Below are 16,671 nucleotides of genomic sequence, written 5' to 3'. Positions count from 1 at the left end.
GCACACACACATTTTGAAATCAATTATATGTTAGCGCTTTCATTCAAAATGTGTCAATGATAGGCCAGCTCCAGATTGACTCGCTGCACGATAGCGGGCGCATAGCTCTTCAGATGCTTGTTGCGCTCCACAAGCTGTATCGATAGTTCATTGACGTATCGGATCATAGACGGCCGAAGCTCCCAGGTTAGCCAATGCTGTGCGAACTGTTCCGCTACAGGCTCCGTACCCGCCTCTTCCAGCCTGCCGCCATTCCATCGGAATCGGATGACGTCGTCGGCCGTCATATCCTTAATCCACACCTTCAGCCGTATGGCAGCATGCTCCGGCACCGTCCTACTGGCCAGCTCTTCGCCCGCTCTGACCGGAATCGTCAACGATTCACGCTCCGTCTCTCCCAATGTTATAGGCAGGTGTATGCTGTAGCGCCACTCCTCCCGGGTTAGAATGTAGTCATAGTCCAAATCCACAATATAGGTTTTGTCCAAGCCTTGTAGGGCGCTCAGATTGCCGATCTGCCGCACAAGCTCTCTGCGATGCGGGCCTGAAGGATAAATATTAAAGGCATATATACCATCGGGCCGATCTGTCAGCAGCAGCTCCGCCGTTCCGCGCATGACCGCATCCGACGAAGCGATTCGCTCATAATCGCCATATAAGCATGGATAGAAGGAGACGCCAGTTCCTTGCAGCAGCTCCATGTAGCCTCTCGTATCAATGTTCAAGCCTCCGGTCCCGGCAATGACATGATCAATATAGCCCCGCTTCGCCCATGCGGCCACGTCGAATCCCGCCATGCCAGAGCCTGTCACCGTCGTGCACACCCGGACGGCCAACTCCAGATAAGCGCCCCGTCGTCCACCGATCTCATCGAGCATATCCCGGACGGCAGACACGAAGTCCGTCAGCATATACGCGCTGCCAAGCCCTTTATCCCAATGGAAATAGAAGGGGCTTCGCATGAAATCCAGCTCCAGCCCGTCAAATTCATAATTCTCCAGGACCTCCCGAATAATACGGAGACGGAAGTCGCGCACTTCCTTCACAGAATAGTCCAGTGCTGTAGTAATCTCCGTACGGCCATGAAAGTCGGGAAAATACTCCTTCGGATGAAGCCACTCCGGGTGCTCCAACTTGAACCTCGGCAAGAAGTCTACACAGTCAGGCCAATGGTCGTGAATATCGTTCAAACGGAACGAGAAGAAGACGTCAAGCTTCCGCTCCCGAGCGCCGCGAACGACGATGGCAAGCGGGTCCATGCCGTTGTCCAGAAAGTGCTTGGCGTTCGCATATCGCTTATAAGAGCTGACACTGTTGAAGCGGTAATCTCTAGCCTCTCCTGCCAGGGGCAGAAGCTTGCTCCGGTATTCTGCGAAGTTCCCCACCCCTTGCATATAGACAAGCGTATCCACTCCACTGTCCTCCAACGGCTCGAACACTTGCCTCAGCAGATCATCCTCCGACGGGCGTTCCTTTATCAGCGCGAGACAATCCGAGCCATCCCAATTGAATAAGTAGCTTCTCCGCTTCGCCCTTCGCATAGTGTCCCTCCTCATCTGATTCGTCAGCCCTTCAGCGAGCCGATCATGACCCCTTTGACGAAGTACTTCTGAATATAGGGGTACACCAGCAGGATCGGCAGCGTCGATACGACAATAATAGCGGAACGGAAAGCGATCGTTGGTGGCTTCTTGATCGTCGTATCGACGACCGTCATACTTAGCCCGACATGATCTCCCGACATATGGATAATAGCGTCCCGCAATATAATCTGAAGCGGCATCTTGTCATAGTCATTGATGAAGATAGCGGCATCGAACCACGCGTTCCAATGCGCTACTCCGTAGAATAAGCCGATCGTTGCCAGAGAAGGAAGCGATAACGGAACAACGATGAGCAGCAGCGTCTGCAGTGGATTAGCTCCATCGATCCATGCCGACTCTTCCAAGCTGTCCGGTAATTGCGAGAAGAACACCTTCATTAAGATGAAGTTAAAAGCGTTAATCAGATTCGGAATCATAAGCGCCCATATCGTATTGGTAAGTCCTAGTGACTTCACGACCATGTAAGTAGGAATCAAGCCACCGCTGAACACCATCGTGATGAATACGAACCAGATGAATACATTGCGTCCCGCCAAGTACTTCTTGGATAGGCCGTAAGCCAACGCAGACGTAAATGTCAGGTTCAGAAACGTACCCAGAATGACCCGAATAGCCGTTACCCCATAACCGGAATAGATCATGGAGCCTTCGCTCAGTATCATGCGGTAAGCGGAGAAGTCAACCGTATTCGGGAATAACCGGAACGTACCGTACTTCAATACATCTTCCTGCGTCATAAGCGAAGTGGATACGATCATGACGAACGGAAGCAGGAAAGCGAAACTTAGCAGTCCCAGCAAGATGTAGTTCACCGTCGTAAAAACAGGATTGGCATTCGTTAACTTATTCCGATTCGCAGCCATCCTTACTTCCTCCCTTCCCAATCGCAGTGCCGGTTACCATATCCCCTCTTGCCCGAACCGTTTGGCCAAGTAATTGGCCCCCAACAGCATGATAGCCGAGAACAGGGACTTGAATAAGCCTACCGCTGTCGTATAGGAGTACTTCATGCCAATTAATCCTTCCCGGTATACGAACGTGTCGATCACGTCCGATACATCGTATGTGGATGGAGAATAGGTCAGCAAGATCAGCTCGAAATTGACATTTAGCACATTGCCGATCCGAAAGATGAGCATGATGACGATAACGGGAAGAATACCTGGCAGCGTAATATATAGCATCTGCTTGAATTTGCCGGCGCCGTCAATGACAGCCGCCTCATACTGCTGAGGATCAATCATTGTCATGGCCGCAAGAAAGATAATGCTCTCCCAGCCGATCTGCTGCCATATTTGCGTACAGACAATAATAAAGCGGTAAAACTTCTGCTCTCCCAAGAATAAAACGGAGTCGGCTCCGAACCAGCCCAGTGCCTCATTCAATAATCCGCCGTCCGTAGATAACAGGAAGTGCAAAATCCCTACGACAACGACCATGGACAGGAAATGAGGCAAATACGAGATCGTCTGAATGGCCTTCTTGAAGCGCCGATGTATCACCTCATTCAGCATGAGAGCAAGTATAATCGGCGCCGGAAAGCCGAAGACAAGATTGTAGAAGCTCAACAGCAGCGTATTCACCAGCACTTGCCGGAAGGAATAGGATTGAAAGAAATCCTGGAAATGCTGGAAGCCGACCCATTCCGATGAGAATATGCCGCCAATGCCCTGGAACGGGCTGTAGTCCTTGAACGCGATGATAACGCCGAACATGGGTACATAATAAAAGATCAAAAAGTACAGTAGACCCGGCACTACCAACGCGTATAGCAGCGGATTTTTCCGCATTGCATTCATACGTATGCTCCTCTCCAGCCGCCACCCTTATGCCGGACCACTCCACTGGAACGGTACTGGCCTATCTATTCGGCTTGCTCCCTGTACTGTCTCGTTCTCTCCGCCACTAGCCGATCAAGTCCCAGCTTGTTAAGCTCCGCCAGAAGCGTATCCCACTTGCTGATCGGCTCCTGTCCGGTAATGAACTTCACCAGCCAGCGGTCCCGCAGCTTGTCGATATCGCTGACTGACGGCACCGTCTCGTTAATCTTCGCTTCGTCATAGATGGTCCCGTAATCGGCAGGCTTCTTCAGCACAATGCTAGCATCGGAAGTAAAGTTGAAAAATTCCGCCCACAGTTGACCTGACGTCGTACGATCGGTCGATCCCAGCGTAGTCGCTCCCTGAACGAGACTGAACATGCCGGAATACTGCTTCTCCGCGCCGGCAACCCGCTCAATAATACCTTCATTCTGATCCACCCAATTCCAATGCTTGCCTTCAAGGCCGAAGTCAATAATATTGCGGTTCGTCGGATTAGAAACACCCCAATTGAAGAATTTGATGGCCGCTTCCGCATTTTTGCTGTTCACCGAGAACGCGATGCCTTGACGTACCGGCAGCCGCAGCGAGTAAGCGCTTCCTGCAGGTCCTTCGAACGTTCTCATATAGTTGTAGCGGGCCTCCGGCTTCTCCCCGAGCAATGTATCGATTCCGGTCATGCCTACGGACACCCATGTGGCCAACACGCCTACCCGATCCTGTGCAACAAGATCATTTATAGCATTAATTTCTTGTGTGAACGCTTCCTTCCAAATGTATCCTTTCGCATACCATTCCGCTAATTTGGCAATATAGTCCTTATATCCGGGATGCAGAATCGCGGGCTTCACATTCCCGGCGTCGTCTATCCAGTGATGATCGCCGTATTCGGTCCATAACCCCATGAACGCCCTGTCCAATTGCTGAAAGCTCAAGTGAGTCACCAGAGGAATGACGTTATCTCCGAACTTATCCGTGAAGTGGAACGCTTCAAGCACCTGCTCGAACTGCTCCAGCGTAGTCGGCATCTGGAGTCCCAGTTCCTCCAGCCAATCCTCCCGAATGCGAGGCGCATTGCCTATGGGCGTATTGGCGAACGGTATGGCATAGATATTGCCCGTCTCCTTATCCGTTACAGCGTCCCATTCTTCCTGTGTATAATTGCTGACGAGCTCCGGAGCAAGCTCCAGCAGATCGTTAATGGGGCGAATCATCCCCTTCTTCTTGAACTCTGTCCAATCGCTCACAATGAAAGCATCCAACGGCTCGTTGGAAGCCAGCATAATATTAAGCTTCTCCTCGTATGTGCCCGCAGGCGGCTTGATCATGACCGGCTCTACATTCGTTTCCTTCCTGATCTCATCCAGCACCGCTTTATCGTCCGACAGCTCCGTACCCGCTTCAACTTTCGTAAGAATATAAGCTTTTTCAGGCGGCGACGGCTCCCCACTGCCGCCGTCCCCTGACTCGCTTCCAGGAGAGGAAGCATTGTTATTAGAATTCTCCTGTGACGAACATGCTGTTACGATGAGCAAGACAGCGATCATGAGAGCAGCCAATAACCTTCTTCTTGTCATGGATATCCCCCTTTTTCTACTTGCCGTTCTTTGAAAGCCCTTTCACATTTTGAAGCCGTTTCTTTTCCGAATTATTGAAAGTCACTCTTCTGAAGCTGATCAATAGGAATCATTCCTCCTCTCGGGTTCGGTTGATTCGAATTATATTTCACATGCTTGCGCCAATTCTATAATACATTCGCGGATAAATAATACTTTTCCGACATGGAGCCCATCCCCGGAATGCTATTGCCGCAAAAGTATTATTCATGCATCAAGCTACTATAGGCTTAATCCCCTGCAAACTCTATACTGGTCATGCTTGACCATTTCATTGTACATGGGAGGCGAAGACGGATGAATGATAATCGTAAGACCGGGATCAACCATCAGAACACTAATACCTGTCATCATGAAGACGAAGCAGGAGGAGGCATCAGCCGCAGAAAGCTGCTGGCCACGCTTGGAACGGCAGGCATTGCGCTTGCCGCAAGCCAAGCACTCCCCTTCGGGACTGGAACCGCTCAAGCAGCAGCAAGAATTACCGTGTATAATGTAGCCGACTACGGCGCGGCAGGCGACGGTATAACCGATGACACCAATGCCATTAATCTGGCTATATCAGCGGCTTATACCGCTGGCGGAGGCATCGTGTACATCCCTAACGGCGTCTATCTGGTCGACCCTTCGCCTTCGAAGGGAATTGCGCTCAAGAGAGGCATATGGCTGCTTGGAGAAGGAGAGAACGTCTCCGTATTGTCGGCTAAGCCGACGGGAGGCAGCGTCATTCGAAGAGACTTCCATCCATCCGGCCCCAACGATTACTTGCAGGACTTGTTCATCGGCCACTTGGCTATTGTGCTCAACCATCCCACCACCGCATCTCCCAGCAACTATGAACAGATTGGATTCGACTTCCGCAACATTACCCGAAGCACGATATTCGAGTGCTACGTCGGCAATTACGTGCGCGGCGGCGTCAGCAAGACGGAAGGCGTGTGGGAGGATATGGCGCAAGGCTACGGCATCGTCTTCGGCAATGTGTCATCCAGTTCACCGGCGTACGCCGGCGGCGAAGTCAACAGTGCCGTTCGCTGCGAGGTATGGGGAGCCAAGAAAGCCATTGTACTGGACGATTCTGTTCTGTCGCCGGCTTCAGCCGCTCATGCCACCACCATAGACAATTGTGATGTGCAGATCTGCGAGCTCGGCATTGGTACAGAATCCCGTTATACGGCGGGACTGACCTTCAACAACAACATCGTCCAGACAATCATTCCCGCCCGGGGGAGCACTGCGACTACTTATTGCTACCGCATCGACGGCTACGGCTGCCGATTGGAAGGCGGTTATGTAGAAGCGACCACTGCTAACCATGTCGTCTATCTGGGCAGTCTCTCTAAGCGCAATTGGGTAGAACTGGGATACTACACCTCCAATGGAGCCATTACCGATCTTGGCGCCCATAACCGCATCCAGTATTTGCATCATACCAACGGCAGATTAATCGACTCCTTCAACCAGGTCGTCAACAGCAGGGCTTGGGCAACCTTCGACGCCAGCGGCTCATTGCTGGCTGGCAGCGGTGTAGCCAGCGTGACAAGAGTGGGAGCTGGCGACTTCCAGATCAATTGGAGCTTCCCGTATCCCACTAACCGGTATGCGGTGTCGTTCTCCAATAACGTAGATGCGTCCGGCAATGCCGGACTTGTTACCATTCGAAGCCAGACTGCATCGAATGTGCGCATTCATACCTACAAAGTACTCAGTGGCGGAACGGTCACCCAAACAGACTTTCAGGCTGTGACGGTCACAGCTGAGTTGTTCTAGCTTAACGATAAATGCCGTGACAGCGCAGCTCGCCACCAGCGCACAAAAGGCATCGACGGATACAGTTCCCTGTACCCATCGATGCCTTATTCTCGTTCCACAAATTACTGCAGCAAGAACAGCTTGCCCTCACCAGGCTGGAAATTCGTGGACATGCTGCCCGTCCCGGCGTCATAGTTGGTGCTTGCCGGCTGCCCTGTCGCTTTGGATATCTCTTGCACAGTTGCATAACTTGTGGAAATCGTAAAAGCCATATGCTGCGACTGGCTCGTGTTCTTGTTCACGACGAGACAATAATCGTTGCCGGCATCGTCCTGGAAGTAGCCCAGCAATAGCGGAATGGCGCTATTGTCCGGCTGCCAGAAGAACGACGAAGGCAATGAAGTTGCCGCTGTAGGAACTCCCCCGGCATGGTAGACCGCTTCCGAATGCAGCCCCATTAGCACGTCTCCGAGATTCATCACATCCGCATTCAATTGCTGCGCCCACGTGTAAGAGCTGTTCTTCGTTCCGTCAGGCAGGATAATGCCGTTGTTGAAGCTCTCCCCTCCGCTGGACTCCGGAGTCCAGTACGTAAAGTAAATATAACCCTTGGCGCCGTAAGCCAGATTGGAATAGACCTGATATCTCATCTCGCTCTCGCTGGGCACACGCCATGCGCCACTGACGCCGACGGATTGGATATACGACCAGAAGTCCACTCCCCCCAAGTCCGCTTGTCGGCGAATCACTTCCAGATTGGCGTAGTAATCGCTTCTGAACGCCCCGTTCGCCAGATACGGATAATGATCGAACACGAGCACATCGGGCTCCGTGTACATCCACCGGTACACATAATCCTCGTAGGAGCCGCCGACGATGTTCTGATTGAGTGTGAACCAGAAATCCGCGTCAATGGCATTGCCGGCAATATAAGCAGCCCCGTCATTGTACCAGTCATCCCCTGTATTCGCTCGTACAACCCAGCCCACCGAGTTGTTCCCGCCGCCGTTATGGGTAAGCTCCATATAGTATTCCGTATTGCCGGATACTTGTGCATTCAACTGGAATTGCGGCCACTCCGTAGTCGGTGTGGTCAATGTATGCTGGGCGATCAAGCTCGTCTTGGCGTTGGAGTCCCATAGTGAAAGCGTCAAGGCTTCTCCCGCTCCCCAAGTATTCTTATCGATCCACCATTGCACCGTATCAATATGTGTCTGCCCTTGCTTGGTGCGGAAAGCTTGCCCAAGCGGGACAGACGAGCTGACGTATTCTCCCGTCATCTGATTCAATCCCAGCTGGCTTGCAGACGCGTAATTCGGGAACAAGTTGACGAAGGACATGTGATCGGGATCACCGTTCTTCAAGCGGCGGATCGTATCTTGTATCCTCGTCATCTGCAGAACCGAAGGCTCATCCAGCACATGGTAGCCTTGCAGGGCGGCATGCGTACGGTAATGACTTGCAATCTGGTCGATGTCGCTATTGCCGGGCTGATTCCCGTCATTGTAAGCTCTCTGGGCGAAGCCGAGCTCGAACCAAAAATCCGTATGTTGCGCTACGCCGGCTCTGTAGGCTCTGCCGTCTCCATACACATCGGCGGAGCTGGTCACAACCCATCCCACTCCGCTCGGCTGATCGCTGGATAGCTCGAAGTAATAGGAGGTATCGGACGAGACGGGTACATGCAGCTGGAACGTCGGATAATAGGTCGGCACAGGCCCTGTAAGGGTATCCGAGGCCAGTACGTTCTGCTTCGCCGGGCTATCGTACAAGGTCAGTGTCAATGCAGTGCCTGCAGGCCAATTCAATTTATCGATATACATGGATATCGTATTGAGTCCCCAGCCCGTCCCTTGAGGGGTCTTGAAGGTCTGGCCAAGCGTGACGGACGAGCTGACGAATAGCCCGTGTCCCGTAGCGTGCTGATCGACCGACATATTGCGCCAAGCCAATCGGCTGTCATCCGCCAGCAGCGTCAAGCCATGTGTAGCCGCATAACCCAGTGCCGCATCGTTTGCCGTATAGTCACTTACACCATTGCCGCCTACGATGAAGTTGGCGTTCATTCCTGCAATGTCCGTATAATTCGCATTCGTGGTGTCGGCAGGAGAAGGCGGCCAGAATATCCCGATAGGGAAAGGCTGAATAGCCGGGCTGTAAGCCATGCCGATACCCGACGATCCTACAGACAGCAGCGCAACGGCAAGCAGAGACATTATGAATTTCGAACGCATCATGACTCCCCTTCCTTCCTCATTCCCGATTCCATCCCCAACAACTGGCTAAGCGCCCGCATATAAATTTCGTGCCCATAATCATTAGGGTGGTTAATATTATTCAACAGCAAGCTTTCCGGCGTCTTGCCGGCTCCCAGCTCTTCCAGCCAGAGCGCATGCACATCGGCTACCGGCACACCGTACCGCATCCCCGTCTCCTTCATCGCCTCCGCATAGTGATGAATCTCGCCGCTGCAGAATTTCCACATGGGATTAGGCTCGCAAGGGGTGATCAGGATGATATCGGCCTCCGTCCTTTCTTTCAAGCTTGCAATCATCTCCCCTACATAGCTTTTAAAGCGAGACACAGGCACTTCATTCACATGCCCCTGCAATCGGTTCGCATCATTCATGCCATAAGCGATTGTAATCAAATTCGGCTTCAGCGGGATGACATCACGCTGTAACCGCTTCCACCCCTCCATGCTCGTCTCTCCGCCAATCGCTCTCATCTCATACCGGATCTCGCTAGCCGGGAAGAGCGTCTTCAGCCGTTCATACAGCCGATAAGAATAACAATGGCGATGGTGGCTCGCTTCCGCCCCCGTACTGATGCTGTCTCCGTATACGACATAGGTGATTGGAAGCCCCTTCCGATGCCGTTCATCACAGCTAGGCAACAGGGAGGCTGCCGTCGCTGAAGCCTTCTCAGCCGCCTCGTTCCCGCCAGCAGGCTCCGCGTCATACTCATAGTCGGCATAGACGGTGAAGCTCTCATTCCCGTAATCGGTCAGCCCCGTCTGATCGAATGCCCGCTTCCCGAAGAACCTATGCCTCGCCCAATCCGGTATGCGACTGTCGGTCGTTCGGCGAAGCCGCCCTTCCTCCCAATCCACCACATAATCGCGTCCCTCTTGGAACAGCCTTCCCATCACCCTTTCGCCTTCAGCCCCGGTTTCCCTCTCGTACAAGCTCAGGCTTCCAGGCCGCACAGGGACATAACGCAGCGCATGGCTGTCCTGCTTCGTCAAGACAACCGCTTCCCCGATCTGCCGCTTCTGATTCATGAACGTTCCTCCTCGTCTGTGAATACGTGCGATCAATATTCGACAGCCGTGTTCTTATCCAGAAAGTGCTTGATTACTGTCGTCACAGCGAATCCAATGATCGCCAACAGAATTCCGAATGCGGAAGCCGTGCCGTAATTCCCGTCGGACACCAGATCGACAATCTGAAGCGCCGCCGTATTCGTGGCGAAATTGGGGCCTCCATTCGTCAGTAGCTTGGATTGCAAAAACAAAGTGAAAGCGCCGCTTGTGCCGATAATGATCAAAGTCGAAATCGTAGGCCATATCATCGGCACGACGACCTTCCGAAGCTCTGTCATTCGGGAGATCCCGTCCAATTCCCCGACCTCATACAGATCGTGGGGAATGCGTCCGATCGCTCCCAGGAGAATCGCAGAATTGAATCCGATTCCTGCCCATACGCAGAAGAAGAACACCGTTGCCAGTGCCGTAGACGGATCTCCGAGCCAGGCTCTCGTCAAGCTCTCCAGGCCCATGAACTCCAGAATGGGATTCACCACCCCGATATTGGGGTTCACCATGAACGAGAAGGCCATCGCGATAATAACAATGGATAGAATGGACGGAAAGAAATAAACAATGCGATAAAAATGATGCAGCTTTATCTTCTTGGAGAACAGATAGGCCGCATAAAGCGACAACGGCAGTAAAATCAATACATTCAGCGGAATCCAAAGCAGGGTGTTGAGGACTGCATACTTGTACGCCGGATCTTGTATTACTCTCTCCGTGATCTCCCTGAAATTTTCGAAGCCTACCCAGTCGATATTGCCGGTGGACATATTCCAACGCTTGAAAGCGTAGACGAACGTATTGATATTCACGTAAATCGTAAAGATCAGATAATGCGCCACCGGATAAATGACCATGGACAGGATGAAAAGAAATCGCATTCTTTTCTTTCGATTTTGCAATATAGACACGATATCCCCTACTTTCCAAGAAGCTTACCTCATGCATGCGGCTTCGGCTCGCGCCGCATCGACTGCGGCGCAAGCCTTTATACGAAAGCCGTCTTAGTCCTCTTACTCCATTCCCACTTCTTTCTTGTACGCCTCCCATTTGTCTTTTGCAAAGGCGTAGTCGTCCTGGAATTGCTGCTCTGCCGTCTTCGCTCCGAACGCAATATTGCCGTAAGCGTCGCCTGAAGGGTAAAGCTGCATTTTGGCGAAGAGAGGATTGTTGGAATTAAAGGTGAAAGCCTTGTTGTTCTGCATAATGTCCATTACGCTCTGCGTAAATTCAGACACTTCCACGCCTTCCAGCGAGTAGTCGAACGGCCGGAAGTTCCCAGTCAGCTCCGTGAACTTGCGATTCATCTCCTGAGATGCTGCGAATGCGATAAATGCCTTCGCCAGCTCCTGCTCCTTGGACTTGGCGGGAACAACCGTTATGTCACCGACCAGGCTGAAGAAAATGTTTTCTTCCTTGGCGCCGTCTACGGCAGGCACCGGCATCATCGCCATGCGGAAGCCTTCCGGCGTAGATGCCTTCATTTCATTTTCCAGCCAGTTGCCGTTAGGAATCATGGCGGCCTTGCCGTTGACGAATTCCATCTGCGCTTCCGTATGATTGAGAGCTTCCGAACCTTTCAGCATCCAATCGTTCTGGAACAGCTGCTCGAATTGCTCCAATGCGGTCAAACGGGCCGGGTCCTGGAATACCTCCGGTGTATCCATGCTTACTAGCTGATTCAAATACTGGAATCCGCCCGCCTGCACCATCATCGGCTTCACGACGAAGTCCCAGTAACCGATCACTTTCCCCGGATAGACAATCGGAGCTATCCCCTTCTCCTTGATCTTCTCCGCCAATTCGGCGAACTCCGACCATGTCTTCGGCACTTCCCATCCGTTCTCTTCGAACATGCCCTTGTTGTAAGCCAGTCCCAGATAGCCGTCGGACCATGGAATGATATATGCCTTTTCCTTGTATATCGCATATTGGCGGGCAGCTTCATTCAAGGAATCCTTGATCGTCACACCGTCAGAGTCCGTTCCCTCGTACAAGTCGGTCAGATCCGCCAGGAAGCCTTGCGCAGCCCACATCTGCCAGTGGGTATTCGTCAGAAATGCCACATCCGGCAGATTCGCCCCCGATTCGAAGCGAGCGCCCATCTTCTCCATAATGCCGGGATCGCCTTCCAGTTCCACCGTTACATTTTCATGCTTGGCTTCGAATTGCTGCTTCAATTCCTTGAACCACGCATCGCCGAAGCCCCCTTGGAAGAACGCTACCTTCAGTACTTTCTTCTCTCCCGCAGGCGCATTGCTCTCCTTCCCGCCTTGCTCCTCCGAGCCGTTCGAATTGTTGGCGCAAGCGCTTGCCAGCATCATTGCGACAATCAGCATGGCGGTTAGCCATGTCATTCTGTTCCATCTTCTCTTCATCATTGTTCGTACACCCCTTCAGATTATAGTTTCATGTATCTAAAACAATATCTTGAGATATTGTCTTATCCGTTGAATGCGATCCACATGGCGCCGCCCGGCGCCAGCTCGACTTGCACGGCTCCGCCGGCAATCTTGCGCGACTGTACTGGTCCGCCGTTCCAGACCTCTGCCAGCTTCACATCCCCTGCCAGCTTCAACTCAGTACTCGACGGCTGTTGAAAGCTTGCGTTCACGACCAACACGCTCTGTATTCCCTCCGAATCGGTAAAGCAACCTATAATGGCGGGATCTCCCGAAATAGATGCAATCGGGCCGAAGGACTGCATGGACTCCTCCAGTAATGGCGGCTGGTTGCCGAAGTGAATGACGCCTTCGGATTGCAATTCCATCAGCCACGGGCCGATCTCCTGCAGGGACGCATTCATTCGTTTTACCTCATCATAATGCCGGGTGCGATTGCCCTGAAGGTCAATCATTCCGCTGCCGAACGTCTCCCTGCCCGACTGCGGTGTCCAATACGTAAAGTACTGAACGCCCTTGGCTCCGTAGGCCAGACTTGTGAACACCTGCCACCGGATTTCCTCTTCTGTGGGATCGCGGTGCGTCGTATTGAAGGAGAGCGTCTGAATGAACAGCCAGAACGGTAGCTGATGCTCGGTCGATGCGCGCCGAATCAGCTCCAGATTGTAGAAGTAATCCTCGGTAATCGCGCCGGGTCCGCCCTTCGCTTCGGTCAGGAAGGGATAGTGGTCATAGGAGATCAGCTCCGGCTTATACTTCTGAATAAATTGATCCAGATACTCGGTGTAGGTGCCTCCCTTCTGGTCCAGAGAAGCGTATGTCGGGAACAAGTTGACATAGGGCAGTCCGTCCGGCGCATCTTTTTTGTATGCTTCCTTCATGGCTGCCAGACGGTCATACTGCGTGAGCGACGGCTCATCGTAGAAGACGTGGCCCATGTATGCGGGATGTTCCCGATACGGAGCGGTCAATTCTCCTATCATGGACAAGTCTTCATCCGCCAGCTCTCCGATCTGCGGGTCCCGCAATATCACCTTCATTCCCGTTGCTTCCGCATAATCGAGAGACTTCATCATCGTCTCTCTCCCGCCTTCCCATTCGCTAAATCCCGTTACGAAGGTTATACCTGCTTCCCTCATCTCCTCGTAACGCTCCAGAGTCACTTCATTTGCCGGGGGGGACACCCACAGCCCGATAGGAAACGTTTTCATTTCTGCTTCTACTCCTTCATCCTGTTGTCCGCTGCACGCTGCCGTCGTCAGCAGGAGAGCTATGCCCGTCAGTGCGCCAATCGCTCTTCTCATCCCTTCAGTCCTCCTGTCGTCAGTCCGCTAATCAGCTTGTCCTGCAGCAAGAAGTATACGATCAGGACGGGAACCGTCGACAGCGTCAACGCAGCGAATAATGTAGTCCAGTCTGCGGCATACTGCTGCTTCAGAACGAGATCGTAGAGACCGACCGAGATGGTGAACAGCTTCTGCTCCTGCAGGAACATATACGGTAGGAAGTAATCGTTCCATATGTTGATCATGGTAATGAGCCCCACCGCAGCCAATCCCGGCTTGGCCATCGGCAGCATAATTCGGAAGAAAATCTGCCAATCGTTCGCTCCGTCCATATAGGCCGCCTCCGCGTATTCCCACGAGACGCCCTTGAAGAATCCGTACAAAATAATGAAATTCATGCCGAGCCCGGCCGAATACAACACCAGCAGCCCAATATGCGAGTTGAACAGGCTCAAATCGATCATCAGCTTATACAACGCCGCCAAGGACCCTACCGTAGGGATCAGGAACGTAGATACCGCGAAGAAGAAAATGATATTTCCTCCGGGAAATTTGTACTTGGCAACGGTATAAGCCGAAGTCGCGGCGGACATGACACCAAGCAGCGTACCTATGGCGGTTATATAGATACTGTTCAGAAAGTACTGGCCCAGCCCTGCCTCATCCCACGCTTTCTCGTAATTGCTCCATCGCCATTGATCGGGCAGCGACCAGATGTCGGCATAAAATTCCGGGCCGGTCTTGAGCGAATTAAGGAACATCCAAATAAAAGGATAAATAATGGAAATGGCGTATAGCATGAACAATACTTGAATCAACGCCCTTCCAGGCGACCACCTTTTTGACATGCGCAACCCCCTCTTGTCTAGTCTAAATAGCAACTTGCAAGCGCAATATAAGCGTTTGCATAACCGCAATAACGAGCTGATGCATCTCTTTCAAAACACATGCGCAATTTAATTAGTTAACTTAACTTAATAATAGATTCTGTTTGTTCACTCGTCAAGCTAATTTTTTTTGCGAATTATTGAGGTAGAATCTCTTGCATCACACGATCCAGAGCTACAGCAAATCCGCCGTAAATACCTGATCGTTCACCAAGCTCCGAGAATACGATCGTCGTCGTCAGAGGAACCATACCATTAACAAGCTCTCTGAGCGGCTGAATAAACTTATAGCCCAGCTTTACGATATCTCCGCCTACTATAATCAGCTCCAGATCAAGGAGCACGCTCATATTGGCCAGCACGATGGCAAGGGACTGCACCAGCTCCTTCGTCTTCTTCATGCAGTAAGGATCGCCGTCAGCCGTCGCTTTACAGAACGCCTCGAAATCGACCATCTCCAGGTTGCCCTTGCAGTAGTCCGTGATTTTACTCTCTGCGCCGTTGCTCAAGTCCCTTTTCACAGTATTCATTAAAGCGTATAACGACGAATAGTAGTCCAGATAATTATTCTTTAACTGACCCGGCTCGTTGAAATTCGGATTTCCGCAAACCCAGTAACCGACTTCCCCTGCAGCAAGCCTGCTCCCTTCGTACAGCCTCCCGTCGATAATCAGTCCGGCCCCGATGCCGAAGTCGATATTGATGCCAAGCAGGTTTTTGAACCCTTTGCCCGCTCCGTAACGATTCTCTCCGATGACATTAAGATTCATGTCGTTCATGACCATCACATCGGTATCCATCTCTTGCTTCATCAACTGATGTATATTGATCGTGTCCCATTCCTTGAATCTGGGAGCTGCCTTGAAATAACCGGTTTCTTTATTAATAATGCCCGGCGTTCCCACACATACGACCTTCAGCTTTTCCTGTGGAATATGCTTGCTGCCAAGCAGTTCCTTCATTTTGTTCATCACCGAATAGAAATCGTCTGCGGTAATATTGGACTTCAACGAGAACGACACCTCGTCCTGAGCGATGATTTCACCCATCAAGTCGCCGACCGCCATACGAATGCGATCCCCTGCCAGGTCAATGGCGATAATATATCCGTAATGTCTGTTGAACCTCAGCAATATGGCCGGTCTTCCACTGCTTACGACATCCCGCGTGCCCACTTCCTCCAATATCTCCATCGCAAGCAACTGCTCGATATTGGAGGAGACGCTAGGTGCGCTCAGCTTTAATATTTTCGCCACGTCGGCTCTGGAGATCGGCCCCTGGCGTCTTACCAGGTCAATGATCAAATTCAAATTGGTGGAACGAATGAGCTTCTGATTTCCTGCTACCTTTTTCAATATACACCCTCGCCTGTCTATCGGATTTTAATTACTTAACTTAACTAAGATAATAACAGAAATTATCCCTTTGTAAAAGAATTTCCTTGAAACTTATCCATTCTGTATCTATTCCATATTCACCCATTCAACCACTTTCCACTCTCCAACCGAGGCCACATCGCCTACTACAGCCTACCGTTCAATGTTTATGTGCTGCACACGCTCCGTTTTGGCGCTCCTGTGTAGGATTCATACACTATTTCAGCGCGCACGCCCCCTTTCGACGCTCCAGTGCAGGATTCATACACTATTTCGGCGCGCACTCCCCTTTTCGACGCTCCAGTGTAGGATTCATACACTATTTCGGCGCGCATGCCCCCTTTCGGCGCTCCAGTGTAGGATTCATACACTATTTCGGCGCGCACTCCCCTTTTCGGCGCTCCTGTGTAGGATTCATACACTATTTCGGCGCGCACGCCCCTTTTCGGCGCTCCAGTGTAGGATTCATACACTATTTCGGCGCGCATGCCCCTTTTCGACGCTCCTGTGTAGGATTCATCAGTAGCGTTGCATAAAAACTAACACAATAATTAATCTGAATTGTCAGAAAATAATTTCCCGTGGACAATGGCCAAAAACGTTAGGGGTCTT

At 51.8% G+C, this 16,671-nt stretch carries 12 protein-coding genes; 1 reads left to right on the top strand and 11 read right to left on the bottom strand.

All coding sequences use genetic code 11. The features are described from left to right. Nucleotides 1–53: 53 nt before the first annotated feature. The 4 genes from ACFQ2I_RS14675 to ACFQ2I_RS14660 all read right to left on the bottom strand — a co-directional run bounded on the left by ACFQ2I_RS14675 (nucleotide 54) and on the right by ACFQ2I_RS14660 (nucleotide 5,001). Nucleotides 54–1,541, bottom strand: coding sequence for a hypothetical protein (locus ACFQ2I_RS14675; RefSeq protein WP_377565238.1), 1,488 nt, complete (start codon nucleotides 1,539–1,541; stop codon nucleotides 54–56). 23 nt (nucleotides 1,542–1,564) lie between these two features. Continuing rightward, a complete protein-coding gene (locus ACFQ2I_RS14670) occupies nucleotides 1,565–2,467 on the bottom strand; it encodes a carbohydrate ABC transporter permease (protein WP_377565237.1) in 903 nt (300 codons plus the stop codon). 33 nt (nucleotides 2,468–2,500) lie between these two features. Further along, nucleotides 2,501–3,403 (bottom strand): ABC transporter permease, encoded by a 903-nt coding sequence (locus ACFQ2I_RS14665; RefSeq protein WP_377565236.1) that lies wholly within the window; start codon nucleotides 3,401–3,403, stop codon nucleotides 2,501–2,503. A gap of 65 nt (nucleotides 3,404–3,468) precedes the next feature. Next, nucleotides 3,469–5,001: an extracellular solute-binding protein gene (locus tag ACFQ2I_RS14660; RefSeq protein WP_377565235.1), complete on the bottom strand. Its 1,533-nt coding sequence runs from the start codon at nucleotides 4,999–5,001 to the stop codon at nucleotides 3,469–3,471. 336 nt (nucleotides 5,002–5,337) lie between these two features. Between ACFQ2I_RS14660 and ACFQ2I_RS14655 the strand changes: the two genes are divergently transcribed. Next, nucleotides 5,338–6,810 (top strand): glycosyl hydrolase family 28-related protein, encoded by a 1,473-nt coding sequence (locus ACFQ2I_RS14655; RefSeq protein ID WP_377565233.1) that lies wholly within the window; start codon nucleotides 5,338–5,340, stop codon nucleotides 6,808–6,810. A 104-nt stretch (nucleotides 6,811–6,914) separates the two neighbouring features. Here the strand turns inward: ACFQ2I_RS14655 and ACFQ2I_RS14650 are convergent, their stop codons facing one another. The 7 genes from ACFQ2I_RS14650 to ACFQ2I_RS14620 all read right to left on the bottom strand — a co-directional run bounded on the left by ACFQ2I_RS14650 (nucleotide 6,915) and on the right by ACFQ2I_RS14620 (nucleotide 16,038). Next, nucleotides 6,915–9,029 (bottom strand): hypothetical protein, encoded by a 2,115-nt coding sequence (locus tag ACFQ2I_RS14650; protein WP_377565231.1) that lies wholly within the window; start codon nucleotides 9,027–9,029, stop codon nucleotides 6,915–6,917. Beyond that, nucleotides 9,026–10,075 carry an SGNH/GDSL hydrolase family protein gene (locus ACFQ2I_RS14645; protein WP_377565230.1) on the bottom strand — a complete coding sequence of 350 codons (1,050 nt, stop codon included), beginning with the start codon at nucleotides 10,073–10,075 and terminating at the stop codon, nucleotides 9,026–9,028. Before ACFQ2I_RS14645 ends, ACFQ2I_RS14650 begins: the two co-directional genes overlap by 4 nt. A 32-nt stretch (nucleotides 10,076–10,107) precedes the next feature. Then, a complete protein-coding gene (locus ACFQ2I_RS14640) occupies nucleotides 10,108–11,019 on the bottom strand; it encodes a carbohydrate ABC transporter permease (protein WP_377565228.1) in 912 nt (303 codons plus the stop codon). Between the two features lie 102 nt (nucleotides 11,020–11,121). Further along, complete coding sequence (locus ACFQ2I_RS14635; protein WP_377565226.1) at nucleotides 11,122–12,489, bottom strand: extracellular solute-binding protein; 1,368 nt, start codon at nucleotides 12,487–12,489, stop codon at nucleotides 11,122–11,124. Between the two features lie 62 nt (nucleotides 12,490–12,551). Next, a complete protein-coding gene (locus tag ACFQ2I_RS14630) occupies nucleotides 12,552–13,814 on the bottom strand; it encodes a beta-galactosidase (protein WP_377565224.1) in 1,263 nt (420 codons plus the stop codon). Beyond that, entirely contained in the window at nucleotides 13,811–14,644 is an 834-nt protein-coding gene (locus tag ACFQ2I_RS14625) for a carbohydrate ABC transporter permease (RefSeq protein ID WP_377565223.1), read from the bottom strand. The genes ACFQ2I_RS14630 and ACFQ2I_RS14625 overlap by 4 nt, the downstream gene beginning before the upstream one ends. 176 nt (nucleotides 14,645–14,820) lie before the next feature. Continuing rightward, a complete protein-coding gene (locus tag ACFQ2I_RS14620; protein WP_377565222.1) occupies nucleotides 14,821–16,038 on the bottom strand; it encodes an ROK family protein in 1,218 nt (405 codons plus the stop codon). Nucleotides 16,039–16,671: the final 633 nt, after the last annotated feature.

It is taken from the genome of Paenibacillus chungangensis (assembly GCF_042675905.1).
Lineage (GTDB): Bacteria > Bacillota > Bacilli > Paenibacillales > Paenibacillaceae > Pristimantibacillus > Pristimantibacillus chungangensis.
This window is presented reverse-complemented; position numbering and strand designations above follow the sequence as displayed.

Excerpts from the sequence above, each read along its gene's own strand:
- ACFQ2I_RS14635 (WP_377565226.1), bottom strand. The coding sequence starts at position 12,489 with ATGATGAAGAGAAGATGGAACAGAATGACATGGCTAACCGCCATGCTG.
- ACFQ2I_RS14665 (WP_377565236.1), bottom strand. The coding sequence starts at position 3,403 with ATGAATGCAATGCGGAAAAATCCGCTGCTATACGCGTTGGTAGTGCCG.
- ACFQ2I_RS14655 (WP_377565233.1), top strand. The coding sequence starts at position 5,338 with ATGAATGATAATCGTAAGACCGGGATCAACCATCAGAACACTAATACC.
- ACFQ2I_RS14630 (WP_377565224.1), bottom strand. The coding sequence starts at position 13,814 with ATGAGAAGAGCGATTGGCGCACTGACGGGCATAGCTCTCCTGCTGACG.
- ACFQ2I_RS14670 (WP_377565237.1), bottom strand. The coding sequence starts at position 2,467 with ATGGCTGCGAATCGGAATAAGTTAACGAATGCCAATCCTGTTTTTACG.
- ACFQ2I_RS14625 (WP_377565223.1), bottom strand. The coding sequence starts at position 14,644 with ATGTCAAAAAGGTGGTCGCCTGGAAGGGCGTTGATTCAAGTATTGTTC.
- ACFQ2I_RS14645 (WP_377565230.1), bottom strand. The coding sequence starts at position 10,075 with ATGAATCAGAAGCGGCAGATCGGGGAAGCGGTTGTCTTGACGAAGCAG.
- ACFQ2I_RS14660 (WP_377565235.1), bottom strand. The coding sequence starts at position 5,001 with ATGACAAGAAGAAGGTTATTGGCTGCTCTCATGATCGCTGTCTTGCTC.
- ACFQ2I_RS14650 (WP_377565231.1), bottom strand. The coding sequence starts at position 9,029 with ATGATGCGTTCGAAATTCATAATGTCTCTGCTTGCCGTTGCGCTGCTG.
- ACFQ2I_RS14675 (WP_377565238.1), bottom strand. The coding sequence starts at position 1,541 with ATGCGAAGGGCGAAGCGGAGAAGCTACTTATTCAATTGGGATGGCTCG.